The organism is Serratia sp. L9, assembly GCF_050632285.1.
Classification (GTDB): domain Bacteria; phylum Pseudomonadota; class Gammaproteobacteria; order Enterobacterales; family Enterobacteriaceae; genus Chania.
The window spans coordinates 4701114-4715530 of record NZ_CP192591.1 but is presented as its reverse complement, the minus strand read 5'-3'; the positions used below and the strand labels follow the sequence as shown (position 1 = coordinate 4715530).

Genomic DNA, 14417 nt, shown 5'->3' with positions numbered 1-14417 from the left:
ACTCGCTGCCTGCTCTGGGTTTTTTTCATAGCTGTGATACAGTTTATTCACAATCGGGCCATCCCATTCTGTGGGCTCGTAACCTATAACTCACTGACACGTCGAAGGGTTTTTATGACACAACAGCCACAGGCGAAGTTTCGCCACGATTATCGTGCACCGGATTACACCATTACCGATATCGATTTGAATTTCGAACTGGACGCTGACACTACGCGTGTTACCGCAGTCAGCCAGATCAAGCGTCAGGGCGCAGCGGGGGCACCGCTGACGCTTAATGGCGAAGATGTGAAGCTGGTGAGTATTCAGATCGACGGGCAGCCGTGGAGCGCTTATCAACAACAGGATAACCAACTGATTATTGAGCAGTTGCCTGCGCAATTTACCCTGACTATTGTTAACGAGATTCACCCGGCAAAAAATAGCGCCCTGGAGGGGTTATATCTGTCTGGCGAAGCGCTGTGCACCCAATGTGAAGCCGAAGGGTTCCGCCATATCACTTATTATCTGGATCGTCCAGATGTGCTGGCCCGTTTTACTACGCGTATCGTGGCCAATAAAGCGCGTTATCCTTTCCTGCTGTCGAACGGCAACCGGGTGGCTGAAGGGGAATTGGAAGATGGGCGTCACTGGGTGCAGTGGCAGGATCCCTTCCCGAAACCTTGCTATCTGTTTGCGTTGGTTGCCGGTGATTTCGACGTGCTGCGCGATACGTTCATTACACGCTCTGGGCGCAAAGTGGCGCTGGAGCTGTTTGTCGATCGTGGCAATCTGGATCGTGCCGATTGGGCAATGACCTCGCTGAAGAATTCGATGAAATGGGACGAAACCCGTTTCGGCCTGGAATACGATCTGGATATCTACATGATCGTTGCCGTCGATTTCTTCAATATGGGGGCGATGGAAAACAAAGGGTTAAATATCTTTAACTCGAAATATGTGCTGGCGAAGGCGGAAACCGCCACCGATAAAGATTACCTGAATATTGAAGCGGTGATTGGCCACGAATATTTCCACAACTGGACCGGCAACCGCGTCACCTGCCGCGACTGGTTCCAACTTAGCCTGAAAGAGGGGCTGACGGTATTTCGCGATCAGGAGTTCAGCTCAGATCTCGGTTCAAGATCGGTTAACCGCATCGATAATGTGCGAGTGATGCGCGGTGCGCAGTTCGCCGAAGATGCCAGCCCGATGGCACACGCTATCCGGCCAGACAAAGTCATTGAAATGAACAATTTTTACACACTGACCGTGTATGAGAAGGGTTCGGAAGTGATCCGCATGATGCATACGCTGCTGGGGGAACAGCAGTTCCAGGCGGGGATGCAGCTGTATTTCGAACGTCATGACGGCAGTGCGGCCACCTGTGACGATTTTGTTCAGGCGATGGAAGATGCCTCCAATGTCGATCTTTCGCTGTTCCGTCGCTGGTATAGCCAGTCTGGTACGCCACTGTTGACGGTGCGCGATGATTATAACGCCGAACAGCAGCAGTATCGTTTGCATGTCAGTCAGAAAACTGAGCCGACGGCCGATCAGCAAGAAAAGCTGCCATTGCATATTCCGCTGGATATTGAGCTTTATGACAGCGAAGGCAACGTGATCGCCTTGCAGAAAGACGGCTCGCCGGTGAACAACGTTTTAAACGTGACCGCTGCTGAACAGACCTTTGTGTTTGATGCGGTGGCACACAAGCCAGTGCCTTCATTGCTGCGTGAATTCTCCGCTCCGGTCAAGCTGGATTATCCGTACAGCGATCAACAACTGACTTTCCTGATGCAGCATGCCCGCAATGAGTTTTCTCGTTGGGATGCAGCGCAAAGCCTGCTGGCCAATTACATCAAGCTGAACGTGGCCAAATATCAACAGAAACAACCGCTATCGTTGCCGTTACACGTTGCGGATGCCTTCCGTGCAGTGCTGCTGGATGAGACGCTGGATCCTGCCTTGGCGGCACAGATCCTCACGTTGCCTTCGGAAAACGAAATTGCCGAGCTGTTCACCACCATCGATCCCGAAGCGATCAGCGCGGTACATGAAGCGATCACCCGCTGTCTGGCTAAGGAAATGGCCGATGAATGGCTGGCGGTGTATCACGCTAACAAAACTGAGGGGTATCGCGTTGAACACAGTGATATCGCCAAGCGTTCACTGCGCAACACCTGTCTCCACTATCTGGCATTCGGTGATGCCGAGCAGGCCGATAAGCTGGTCATACAGCAGTTCCGTCAGGCGGATAATATGACCGATTCGCTGGCGGCATTGGCTGCTGCGGTAGGGGCTCAGTTGCCTTGCCGTGATGCGCTGATGACAGAGTTTGACCAGCGCTGGCATCAGGATGGCCTGGTGATGGACAAATGGTTTGTGCTCCAAGCCACCAGCCCGGCGGCAGATGTGCTCAGCAAAGTGCGGGCCCTGTTGCAACACCGTTCATTCAGCCTGGGTAACCCAAACCGTACGCGTTCACTGATCGGGGGTTTTGCCTCTGCCAATCCTGCAGCTTTCCATGCGGCAGATGGCAGCGGCTACCAGTTCCTGGTGGAGATCCTCAGCGATCTTAACCAGCGTAACCCGCAAGTGGCCGCACGCTTGATCGAACCGCTGATCCGCCTGAAACGTTACGATGCTTCACGTCAGGCCTTGATGCGCCAGGCGTTGGAGCAGTTGAAGGGGCTGGAGAACCTGTCTGGTGACCTGTATGAGAAGATCGCCAAGGCGTTAGACGCATAAAGAATTGGGGACGGCATGGCCGTCCCCTGTTTAATTCGCCGCCCGGTGGGCGGTTTCAACCGCAGGCGGGGGCGATAACACTCTTGCCAGCACTTCGGCTTCCAATTCTGCCAGCTTTACCGAACCTCTGCGGCGAGGCCGAGGCAAATCGACGGTCAGATCCAGCCCGATACGTCCTTCTTCTATTAATAATACCCGATCGGCCAGAGCTATCGCTTCACTGACGTCGTGCGTAACCAGCAGCACGGTGAAGCCATGTCGCTGCCAGAGATCTTCAATCAGTCCCTGCATCTCGATGCGGGTTAATGCATCCAGCGCCCCCAGGGGTTCATCCAACAACAGCAGGCGTGGGCGGTGGATCAATGCGCGGGCCAGGGCAACACGTTGCTTCTGCCCGCCAGACAGGGCGGCTGGCCATTCATTGGCGCGATCTGCCAGCCCGACGGTGGCTAACGCTTGCAATGCATCCTCACGCCAATTGCCACGCAGGCCAAGGCCGACGTTATCAATAACCTTTTTCCACGGCAGCAGGCGGGCATCCTGAAACATCAGCCTGGTGTCGTCTTTGGCCTGGCTGAGAGGCGCATTACCGCTCAACAATGTCCCGTGGCTAGCCGTTTCCAACCCAGCTAACAGGCGCAATAAGGTACTTTTACCACAGCCGCTGCGGCCAACCACGGCCACAAACTGGCCAGCGGTAATACGCAATTGCAGATTATCCAAAACCGTACGGTTGCCATAACGTTTGCCTATCGACTCCAGTGTGATAGGCGTCCCCTGTGGAATGCGGGTCGGTGCTGTCATTGCGCTTCTCCTGATTTCAGTTGATAGGCCGGGTGCCAGCGTAACCAGACACGCTCAAGCAATTGCGCGCTGGTATCAGCCAGTTTGCCGAGCAGGGCATACAGCACTATGGCTACCACCACCACGTCGGTTTGAAGAAACTCACGGGCATTCATCGCCAGATAACCGATCCCCGAATTAGCGGAAATGGTCTCGGCAACGATCAGCGTCAGCCACATAAATCCGAGGGCGAAACGCACGCCGACCATGATCGAAGGCAGTGCGCCAGGCAAGACCACTTGCGTAAACAAGCCAAACCCGCTCAACCCGTAACTGCGTGCCATTTCCAGCAGACCAGGATCGATATTCTTGATGCCGTGATAGGTGTTCAGATAGATCGGGAATAGCGTACCGAGCGCGACCAGGAAGATTTTGGCTGACTCATCGATACCAAACCACAGGATCACCAGCGGGATCAGGGCCAGATGTGGCACATTACGGATCATTTGTACCGAACTGTCGAGCAACCGCTCTCCCCAACGGGATAAACCGGTAATCAAGCCCAATATCAATCCGATACTGCCGCCGATACTAAAACCAATCAGTGCGCGCCAACTGCTGATAGTCAGGTGTTGCCACAGCTCACCACTCTTGACCAAAGCCCAGAAGGCGGTCACTACCGCGCTTGGCGCGGGTAAAATGCGGTTTGATAACCAGCCCGCCTCTACGGCGGTTTGCCAGCCAATCACCAGCGCTACCGGCAAGGCCCAGGGGGCCAGCCGGTGCAGGATGTGTCGTGCACCGATTGCCATCGTTTCTCTCCTCAGCTTTGCGATACTCTTTGTGGAGCATAGATATTGGCGACTGTTTCACCCTGCGGTGTGATTGAGCGCAGTTGCGTTGGCGGCTCGGAAGCCAGATCAAGGTGTGGAAATAGCAATTCCCCCACCCGATAGGCTTCTTCAAGGTGTGGGTAGCCGGAAAGGACAAAGGTATCTATCCCCAGATCGGCATATTCCTGCATACGCGCCGCCACCGTTGGGCCATCGCCCACCAAGGCGGTGCCCGCTCCGCCGCGCACCAGTCCGACACCGGCCCACAGGTTGGGGCTGATTTCCAGATTGTCTTTCTTACCGCCGTGCAAAGCGGCCATTCGCTGTTGACCGACGGAGTCATAGCGCTTGAAGGCCTGTTGCGCATCGGCAATGGTTTGTTCATCCAGATTGGCAATCAGACGGTGGGCCGCCTGCCAGGCTTCTTCGGTAGTTTCCCGTACGATAACGTGCAACCGGATGCCGAAGCGGACTTTACGCCCAACGGCTGCCGCCTTGGCTCGCACTTCTTCAATTTTCTCTTTCACCTGCGCGGGTGTTTCTCCCCAGGTCAGATATAGCTCGACCTGCTCGGCGGCCAGATCCTGTGCTGCGGGAGAGGATCCGCCAAAGTACAAAGGAGGGCGAGGTTGCTGAACCGGGGGGAATAACAGCTTGGCGCCTTTAACATGAATATGTTTACCGTCGAAATCCACGGTTTCACCTTCCAGCACCTTGCGCCATACATGGGTAAATTCGGCCGAGGCTTCGTAGCGTTCCGCATGATTAAGGTGTAAGCCTTCGGCTGCCAGTTCCTCCGGATCGCCACCGGTCACCAGATTGAATAGCGCACGGCCATTAGAAAGCCTGTCTAGCGTGGCGGCCTGCCTTGCCGCCAGCGTCGGAGAAATGATGCCGGGGCGCAGTGCGACCAGAAACTTGAGCCGCTGGGTGATTGGGATCAATGAAGCGGCGACCAGCCAGGAATCCTCGCAAGAGCGGCCTGTAGGGATCAACACACCGCCGAAACCAAGCCGGTCTGCGGCCTGGGCTATCTGCTGCAGATAACTATGGTCTACGGCGCGAGCGCCTTCGGAAGTGCCCAGATAGTGGCCATCTCCGTGAGTAGGTAAGAACCAGAACACGTTAATACTCATAACATTCACTCCTTGATTATTGTGCGGCTGGGTGCCAGACGCGTTGAGAAATATCCACCTGCACCGGAACCAGCCGGTTGGCGAAAAACAGATTGGCGGTGTTTTGTTGTGCAGTAATCGTTGCTTCGCTCAATGGCTTGATAGCCGTTGGCGGGCGATGATCGAGATAGCTGGCGATCACTGCCTCCGGCAGCCCCATGGCATTGGCCAGCAGCGTAATGCTTTGTGCTCGATCGCTGAGTGACAACGCATCAGCCTGCGTCAACACCGCCAGCACTTGCTGGATAAAGGGACCATTGGATTCGGCGTAGGGGCGAGCTGCCAGATAGAAGGAACCGGTCTGGTTTAATTGGCTGCCATCTGTCAGCACCCGAACACCGCCCTGCAATAATGCGGCAGAGTAGTAGGGATCCCAGATAACCCAGGCATCAACGTTACCCTGCTGGAATGCCGCACGGGCATCGGCCGGTGTCAGATAGACTGGTTTGATATCGGTAAATTTCAGGCCATCCCTTTGCAGCGCCCGTAATAGCAGGTTGTGCGAACTTGAGCCTTTCTGAAAAGCCACTTTATGGCCCTTCAGTTCGGCAACGCTGCGGATTGGGCTGTTCTCCGGTACCAGGATCACTTCCGCCTTGGGTTTTGGTGGTTCGACGCCGACATACAGCAAATCGGCCCCGGCAGCCTGCGCAAAGATCGGTGGAATATCACCGGTGCTGCCAAGATCAATACTGCCGACGTTCAGTGCTTCGAGCATTTGCGGGCCAGCCGGGAATTCGATCCAACTTATTTTGGTGTCGGGAAAGCGTTTCTCCAGCAATTGATGAGTTTTAGCCAGCACCAGGCTAACGGAGCCTTTTTGGTAGCCTACGCGGAACTGGTCAGGGGCATGACTCTGTGCAATAGCGGCATTGGCGAAAGCTAGCGTGGCAATCGTGGCTAACGCACCGGTGTTGAACCAATGTCGCAAAGAAGAAGATAGTGACATGATTATTTCCTTATAAAGTTCTTCAGGCTGTTTGCCGGGCTAATAGGGAAGTGGCGGTTTTTAACGTCGCAGGTTTGCGGCGGTTGAGGGCCAGATAGAAGCTTTCTAACGCTTCGACCAGGCGAGCCGTCACCCCTTCAGCCAGGGTGAACTGTTCACCGCTGAGCACCACCTGGCTGTCATCAGCGAAAACACCGTGCAGCACTTCCTGGGCTTTCAGCGCCGCTAATACCGGTTTAAGCGCATAATCCACCGCCAGCATGTGGCCGATGGACCCCCCGGTGGCCAGCGGTAAAACCACTTTGTGGTCCAAGGCCCGCTCAGGCAGTAAATCGATTAAGGTTTTCAGTGCCCCAGAAAAGGAAGCCTTGTAAACCGGCGTGGCGATCAACAGGCCATCGGCGGTTGCCAACTGCGCGGAAAATGCTTTGATATCCGGGCTGTTAAAATTGGCGTGCAGCAGATCGTCGGCACGGAAGTCGTGCAGGGTATAGGGGATCACTTCAACATTCTGTTGCTGTAACCAACGTTGGCTCAGTTGTAACAGTGCCGTAGAGCGTGAGGGGTTTCTTGGGCTACCTGCCAGGGAAATAACGCGCATTGCCGCTCCTTATAGCTAAAAGTTATGAATGTTAATGTAATGTTCGTAAAGTGTTTTAAAACTAACAGCAAAAGGGGGCTTTTTTTAAATCTCATTTTTGGATTTTTATATGCGTAAATGGGGAAAGGCAGGGGATGTGGGGCCACGGCAGGAAAACGATTGCGTAAAAGGCGCTTTTTTTGCTTTTAATCAATTCCAATTCGTAAGGGGATACCGGATAATACGCCCCCGGTTTGCCACGATACCCTGTGAACTTCAAGTTGCGGCCAGATGCTTGGTTAAGCGCGCTGTAGCTTGAAAGATGACGGGTATAACCGGGACATTAGGAGAGTACATGTACTACCCCATCATCAGGAAGGCGTTATTTCAGCTCGATCCCGAGCGCGCGCATGAATTGACCTTCAACCAGCTTCGCCGTATTACCGGCACTCCATTAGAGTTTTTTATCCGTCAGTCAGTGCCGACCAAGCCGGTCAACTGTATGGGGCTCTCTTTTAAAAACCCATTAGGGTTGGCTGCAGGCCTGGATAAAGACGGTGAGTGTATCGATGCCTTTGGCGCTATGGGCTTTGGCTTCGTCGAAGTGGGTACCGTCACTCCACGTCCACAACCGGGTAATGACAAACCGCGTTTATTCCGCGTTGTTGAAGCAGAAGGGCTGATTAACCGCATGGGATTCAACAACCATGGCGTAGATAATCTGATTGAAAATGTTAAGAAATCCCATTTTGGCGGTATTCTGGGGATTAATATCGGCAAGAATAAAGACACGCCGGTAGAACAAGGTAAAGATGATTATCTGATCTGTATGGATAAGGTTTATCCGTATGCTGGTTATATCGCGATTAATATCTCTTCACCCAACACCCCAGGATTACGATCCTTACAGTATGGTGAAGCGCTGGACGATCTTTTGGCGGCGATTAAAAATAAACAGACTGAATTGCACGCCCGTCATCACAAATATGTGCCGGTGGCGGTAAAGATCGCGCCGGATCTTTCCGAGGAAGAGTTGATCCAAATAGCGGACAGTTTGGTTCGCCATAATATAGATGGCGTCATCGCAACCAATACCACGCTCGATCGTAAACTGATCCAGGGATTGAATTATTGCGAACAGGCAGGGGGTTAAGTGGCCGTCCGATCCAGTTACGCAGCACCGAAGTGATCCGCCGTTTGTCACAGGAGCTGCAAGGTCGTCTGCCGATTATCGGCGTTGGTGGAATTGATTCTCTGACCGCCGCCAGAGAAAAAATGGATGCCGGGGCAACTCTGGTACAAATTTATTCCGGATTTATCTTCCATGGGCCAGGTTTGATTAAAGATATCGTTACCCATATCTAATATTTTTCCCTTCATTTTATGCCGGGGGTTTATTTCTTTCCCCGGCTCGTCTATATTTTGTGCGTTAGCGTAAATATCTTTCGCGGAATTATCCGATGTTTAGGCTACTGTTATGGTGATAAAATCACCGTTTTGGGTAATGCAGCATTGGCAAGTGGCGAGAAGGAATAACAAATGAAGATAAAACCTGACGACAATTGGCGTTGGTATTTTGACGCTGAACACGATCGGCTGATGCTTGATTTAGCCAATGGTATGATCTTCCGCTCACGTTTTCCTGCAAAAATGTTAACCCCAGATGCCTTTGCTGAATGTGCTTTCTGCGTTGATGACGCAGCGCTCTATTTTAATTATGAAGATCAGTGTAAGCAGATAAAACTCAGCCATGAACAACGTGCTGAGCTGGTATTAAATGCGCTGGTGGCTTTTCGTTTTCTTAAACCCCTGATGCCTAAAAGCTGGCATTTTTCTCAGCAACACTATCCGTTACAGCCAAAGAATGGTGAGCTGGCGGCGGTGAAGGTAATGGACAGCGGTGAAGAGGCGCGCCTACTGGTTGTTGAGGCCGGTGACAATGCCAGCCTATGCCTGCTGGCACAGAATCAGTTAACGTTGGCTGGCCGCACCATGGTGCTCGGGGACGCAATTAAAGTGATGCACGATCGCCTGAAACCCTGCATCTCGGACGAACTCTCTGCCCCGGCTTACGACAGGGCGGTGTGATACCCGGCGGCGAAACGCCAGCCGGGTCATGCCAGCTTCAAATCGCTTTTAGGAATACAGCTGCAAGAGAGAATAGTGCCATTGTTGGTCACTGCGCTTTTCTTCAGCGGTGCGACTTCCCCCTCGACCAGCGTCATTCGGCAACTGCCACAAAGGCCTGCCCGGCAGGAATAAGGGATGCGAATTCCCTGCTGCTCCAGCTGTTCCAGCAATATCTGCTGGTTGTTACCGGTAAACACCTTTCCTTCATATTCAATCGTCACGCTGTTGGTGCTGTCTTGCGGTGCCTGTAGGCTTTCGACCACTTTGCCTGCGCCATATGGCCGGGCAGGTTTGCTGGATAGCACTTCAACACCATCGCCGATGCGAATGATACCGCTGTTACGGGCAATCATATTCTGCCCGAAGTCGACATCGCCATTATCGGCGGTACGGAATTGCTGCAACGTGCTCAGCGGCTCGCCGCTCGGGTGCTTACGGCCACGCTCGGGGCTGACGGTCGTCAAAATGCACCGGCTGCAAGGCTTCACCAGATCAAACATCACATCGCCAACGCGGATCACCTGCCAGCCGTCTTCTGCCCAGGCAGGGCTACCGGTGACGACTAAATTTGGCCGAAACTGTTCCAGCTTGATGCTGCTTGGGCAGCGCTGCTGTAGATCCTGAAACGAGGCTTCGTTAATCAGCAGATAAGGAAAGCCGTCGGCAAAAGACAGAGGGATCTCCGGGTGTTGTTTGACCCGGCGGGTTAATTCAGACCCGACCCAGCGCAACTGGACTTCCATTTGGAAGTAGCCGCTTAGCCAGAGGTTGATGGCTTGCGGGGCGATCAACGCGGTGAAATGGTTGCCCCAAACCTCAGTTGGGTGTGGCTGCGCAGCAAAATCGCTGAAACGGATAGTGGCACTCTCACCGTCTGGGGCAGTCAAAAACAGGCCATCGGCCAGCAAGGCTGGCGTGAAAAGCACCATTTGCGGGTATTGGCGTGCAGTAATAAAGGTTCCGTCAGGTTTAGTGATCATAAAGGTGCGATCAAAAGCGAGGCCGCTGCTGGATGCCTGAGCGTGAGAAAGCTGTAAACCCCGTAACGATTTGACCGGATGAACGTAAAGTCGGGAAAGCGTGATCACCCTGCCTCCGTGCGATTTTGAAATAGAAGGGAGCAACTTTATGACAAGCGGTCTGGATTAGCTATAATGCGCAACAATTTTCTTTTTGGTGATAAGCACGATATGAACTCTCTGTTTGCCAGCACGGCGCGTGGACTGGAAGAACTGTTAAAAAGCGAACTGGAAGCGCTGGGCGCTCACGCCTGCAAAGTGGTGCAGGGTGGGGTACATTTTCAGGGTGACGATCGTCTTTTGTACCAAAGCTTGCTGTGGAGCCGCCTGGCCTCGCGTATCTTGTTGCCGTTGAATGAATTCCGTGTGCATAGCGACCTGGATTTGTATCTTGGGGTGCAGGCGATTGACTGGCCGACGGTGTTTGGCCTGGATAAAACTTTTGCCGTTCACTTTAGCGGTGTCAACGAAGAGATCCGTAACAGCCAATATGGCGCGTTGAAAGTGAAAGATGCCATTGTGGACAGCTTTACCCGCAAGCTCGAAGAGCGGCCAACGGTAGCAAAACAGCAGCCCGATATTCGTGTGAATGTCTTCTTGCAGCGTGATATGGCCAGCGTAGCGCTCGATCTTAGCGGCGAAGGCCTGCACCAACGTGGTTACCGCGATCTGACCGGCCAGGCGCCGTTGAAAGAAAACCTGGCGGCGGCCATCATCCAGCGTTCCGGCTGGCAGCCGGGGACGCCGATGCTGGATCCAATGTGCGGCTCGGGTACTCTGCTGATTGAGGCGGCGATGATCGCTTCCGATCGCGCGCCTGGGTTACATCGCCATCATTGGGGCTTTACCGCCTGGAATGGGCATAATGCCGAACTGTGGCGTGAAGTGATCACCGAAGCGCAGGTGCGGGCCCGTCGTGGTTTGCAGGAAACCACCTCACGTTTCTTCGGCTCAGATATCGATCGCCGAGTCATCGAGATGGCACGGGGCAACGCTCGCCGCGCTGGTGTGGCTGAACTGATCACCTTTAACGTCAACGACGTCAGCAAACTGACCAATCCACTGCCGGAAGGCCCGGTCGGGACTGTGGTCAGCAACCCGCCATACGGTGAACGTCTTGAGAGCGAACCGGCGCTGATCGCATTGCACAATATGCTGGGGCGTATCATGAAGAGCGCCTTTGGCGGCTGGCAACTTTCGTTGTTCAGCGCCTCACCTGAACTGTTGAGTTGCTTGCAGCTGCGTGCAGAGCGCCAGTTCAAAGCGAAAAATGGCCCGCTGGACTGCGTACAGAAAAACTACCAGTTGGCGGAGAATCCGCAGGGTTCTGCGGGTGTGCAGGTGGCTGAAGATTTTGCCAACCGACTGCGCAAGAACCTTAAGAAGCTGGATAAATGGGCCAAGCAGCAGGGGATTGAATGTTACCGCCTGTATGACGCCGATCTGCCGGAGTATAACGTCGCGGTGGATCGCTATGGCAGTAAAGTCGTGGTACAGGAATACGCGCCGCCGAAAACCATTGATGCGCAGAAAGCGCGCCAACGCCTGTTTGATGTGATTAATGCCACTCTGGCAGTGCTGGAGTTGCCTTCTAACCAACTGGTTTTGAAGACGCGTGAACGCCAGAAGGGCAAGAATCAGTATGAAAAACTGGCACAGAAGGGTGAATTCCTGCTGGTGGAAGAGTTCAATGCCAAGCTGTGGGTCAACCTGACCGACTATCTTGATACCGGGCTGTTCCTCGATCACCGCATCGCCCGCCGTATGCTGGGTGAGATGAGCAAAGGCAAAGATTTCCTCAACCTGTTTGCATATACCGGCACCGCCAGCGTACATGCCGGGTTGGGTGGGGCGCGCAGCACGACTACCGTGGATATGTCACGCACCTATCTTGAGTGGGCGGAGAAGAACCTGCGGGTTAACGGCCTTACCGGCAAACAGCACCGATTGATCCAGGCGGATTGCCTGTCATGGCTGCATCATGCCGACGAACAGTTTGATGTGATCTTTATCGATCCCCCAACCTTCTCCAACTCCAAGAGAATGGAGAATACCTTTGACGTACAGCGCGATCATCTGGCGCTGATGAAAGATTTGAAGCGGTTACTGCGTCGTAATGGGACAGTCATGTTCTCCAATAACAAACGCGGTTTCCAGATGGATCTGGCTGGTCTGAATGCGTTGGGTCTGGAAGCGAAAGAAATTACCGCCCAGACGCTTTCACAGGACTTTGCCCGTAACCGTCAGATACACAACTGCTGGCTGGTGACCCACGCTGGCGAAGGAAAATAATTACTATGTCGTTAATCAGCATGTCCGGTGCCTGGCTCTCTTTCAGCGATGCACCTTTGTTAGACAACACCGAAATTCATATTGAAGACAATGAACGCGTTTGTCTGGTCGGCCGCAACGGGGCGGGTAAATCCACTTTGCTGAAGATCCTCGGCAGAGAGATCCCGTTGGACGACGGGCGTATCATTTACGAACAGGATCTGATTGTGGCCCGCTTGCAACAGGATCCTCCGCGTAATATTGGCGGCACGGTCTTTGACTTTGTTGCCGAAGGGGTAGCAGAGCAGGCGGAGCATCTGAAGGCTTATCACGCGATTTCACATCAGGTAGAGCTGGATCCCAGCGAGAAGAATCTGACGCGCATGGCTCAGGTGATGGAGATCCTCGATCATCAGGGGCTGTGGCAGCTTGATAGCCGCATCAGCGAAGTGCTGCTGCAATTAGGCCTCAATGGTGATGCGGATCTTTCCTCCCTCTCTGGTGGCTGGTTGCGCAAGGCTGCGCTTGGCCGGGCTTTGGTCAGTTCGCCGCGCGTGTTATTGCTTGATGAACCGACCAACCACCTGGACATTACCACCATCGACTGGCTGGAAGGTTTCCTGAAAGAGTTCCAGGGCAGCATCGTGTTCATTTCCCACGACCGTTCGTTTATCCGCAATATGGCAACGCGCATTGTCGATCTCGATCGCGGCAAACTGGTGTCATGGCCGGGTAATTACGAACTGTATTTGGAAAGCAAAGAAGAGGCGCTGCGGGTGGAAGAGCTGCAGAACGCTGAATTCGATCGCAAGCTGGCACAGGAAGAGGTCTGGATCCGCCAGGGCATCAAAGCTCGCCGCACCCGTAACGAAGGGCGAGTCCGCGCACTGAAAGCGTTGCGTAACGAACGCTCACAGCGCCGTGAAGTGATGGGTACTGCCAAGATGCAGGTGGAAGAAGCGGTGCGCTCTGGCAAGATTGTGTTTGAGATGGAAGACGTCAACTACCAGGTTGCCGACAAGGTTCTGGTGCGTGGTTTCAGCGCCCAGGTGCAGCGCGGTGATAAAATCGCCTTGGTAGGGCCAAACGGCTGCGGTAAAACGACCTTGCTGAAACTGATGCTCGGTCAGTTAAAAGCTGACAGCGGGCGGGTGCATTGTGGAACCAAGCTGGAAGTGGCTTATTTTGACCAGCACCGCGCCGAGCTGGATCCGGAACGAACGGTGATGGACAACCTGGCGGAAGGTAAGCAGGAAGTAATAGTCAATGGCCGCTCGCGCCATGTGCTAGGCTATCTGCAAGATTTCCTGTTCCATCCAAAGCGTGCGATGACGCCGGTAAAAGCGTTATCGGGTGGGGAACGTAACCGCTTGCTGCTGGCCAAGTTATTCCTGAAACCCAGTAATTTGCTGATCCTCGATGAACCAACCAACGATCTGGACGTCGAGACGCTGGAATTGTTGGAAGAGATGATCGATGGTTATCAGGGGACGGTATTACTGGTGAGCCACGATCGTCAATTTGTTGATAACTCGGTGACTGAATGCTGGATCTTCGAAGGTAACGGTGTGATCGATACTTATGTCGGCGGCTACTACGATGCTCATCATCAACGTGCCACGGCCAAACCGATCCGCCAGGTAACCACAGAGCAGGCCAAACCAGCCACAGAGAAAAAATCGAGCAGCCTAAGAAAACTGCAGCCAAATTGAGTTATAACCTGTTGCGTGAACTGGAGCAGTTGCCCCAGCGGCTGGAACAGCTGGAGGCAAATATCGAAGCCTTGCAGGCACAAGTGAGTGACGGCGGGTTCTTCTCCCGCCCACACAGTGAAACACAGCAGGTACTGGCAGATCTTGCCAAGGCTGAACAGGCACTGGAACAAGCCTTTGTTCGGTGGGAAGAGTTGGAAGCAATGAAAAACGGCTGATCGGTAAAAGTTTGCCC

Annotated in this window: 9 protein-coding genes and 2 pseudogenes; 5 read left to right on the top strand and 6 right to left on the bottom strand. The window is 53.7% G+C overall.

The genetic code is table 11. The features are described 5' to 3' along the window. The first annotated feature begins 114 nt into the window (after window positions 1-114). A complete protein-coding gene (gene pepN, locus ACQ86O_RS22465; RefSeq protein WP_431222923.1) occupies window positions 115-2730 on the top strand; it encodes an aminopeptidase N in 2616 nt (871 codons plus the stop codon). A gap of 30 nt (window positions 2731-2760) precedes the next feature. On the opposite strand, the gene ssuB is transcribed toward pepN, so the two are convergent. Genes ssuB through ssuE form a run of 5 tightly spaced genes read right to left on the bottom strand, consistent with a single transcriptional unit; the run spans window position 2761 to window position 7071 of the window. Next, window positions 2761-3534 (bottom strand): aliphatic sulfonates ABC transporter ATP-binding protein, encoded by a 774-nt coding sequence (gene ssuB, locus ACQ86O_RS22460; RefSeq protein ID WP_431222922.1) that lies wholly within the window; start codon window positions 3532-3534, stop codon window positions 2761-2763. Continuing rightward, window positions 3531-4325 carry an aliphatic sulfonate ABC transporter permease SsuC gene (ssuC, locus tag ACQ86O_RS22455; RefSeq protein ID WP_431222921.1) on the bottom strand — a complete coding sequence of 265 codons (795 nt, stop codon included), beginning with the start codon at window positions 4323-4325 and terminating at the stop codon, window positions 3531-3533. Before ssuC ends, ssuB begins: the two co-directional genes overlap by 4 nt. 11 nt (window positions 4326-4336) lie before the next feature. Next, a complete protein-coding gene (gene ssuD / locus ACQ86O_RS22450) occupies window positions 4337-5482 on the bottom strand; it encodes an FMNH2-dependent alkanesulfonate monooxygenase (RefSeq protein ID WP_431222920.1) in 1146 nt (381 codons plus the stop codon). 16 nt (window positions 5483-5498) lie between these two features. Further along, window positions 5499-6470 (bottom strand): sulfonate ABC transporter substrate-binding protein, encoded by a 972-nt coding sequence (locus tag ACQ86O_RS22445; protein WP_431222919.1) that lies wholly within the window; start codon window positions 6468-6470, stop codon window positions 5499-5501. Window positions 6471-6492: 22 nt separating this feature from the next. Beyond that, window positions 6493-7071, bottom strand: coding sequence for an NADPH-dependent FMN reductase (ssuE, locus tag ACQ86O_RS22440; protein ID WP_431222918.1), 579 nt, complete (start codon window positions 7069-7071; stop codon window positions 6493-6495). A gap of 334 nt (window positions 7072-7405) precedes the next feature. Here ssuE and pyrD point away from each other — a divergent pair. Then, a pseudogene (gene pyrD, locus ACQ86O_RS22435) lies at window positions 7406-8415 on the top strand (quinone-dependent dihydroorotate dehydrogenase). 174 nt (window positions 8416-8589) lie between these two features. After that, on the top strand, window positions 8590-9138 hold the full coding sequence (locus tag ACQ86O_RS22430) for a cell division protein ZapC (RefSeq protein ID WP_431222917.1): 549 nt from the start codon (window positions 8590-8592) through the stop codon (window positions 9136-9138). 26 nt (window positions 9139-9164) lie between these two features. Here the strand turns inward: ACQ86O_RS22430 and ACQ86O_RS22425 are convergent, their stop codons facing one another. After that, window positions 9165-10268 (bottom strand): YcbX family protein, encoded by a 1104-nt coding sequence (locus ACQ86O_RS22425; protein ID WP_431222916.1) that lies wholly within the window; start codon window positions 10266-10268, stop codon window positions 9165-9167. Between the two features lie 102 nt (window positions 10269-10370). Between ACQ86O_RS22425 and rlmKL the strand changes: the two genes are divergently transcribed. Both rlmKL and ACQ86O_RS22415 read left to right on the top strand, forming a co-directional pair. Continuing rightward, complete coding sequence (gene rlmKL, locus ACQ86O_RS22420) at window positions 10371-12491, top strand: bifunctional 23S rRNA (guanine(2069)-N(7))-methyltransferase RlmK/23S rRNA (guanine(2445)-N(2))-methyltransferase RlmL (protein ID WP_431225806.1); 2121 nt, start codon at window positions 10371-10373, stop codon at window positions 12489-12491. Window positions 12492-12496: 5 nt separating this feature from the next. After that, window positions 12497-14400 (top strand): annotated as a pseudogene (locus ACQ86O_RS22415) (ABC transporter ATP-binding protein). Window positions 14401-14417: the final 17 nt, after the last annotated feature.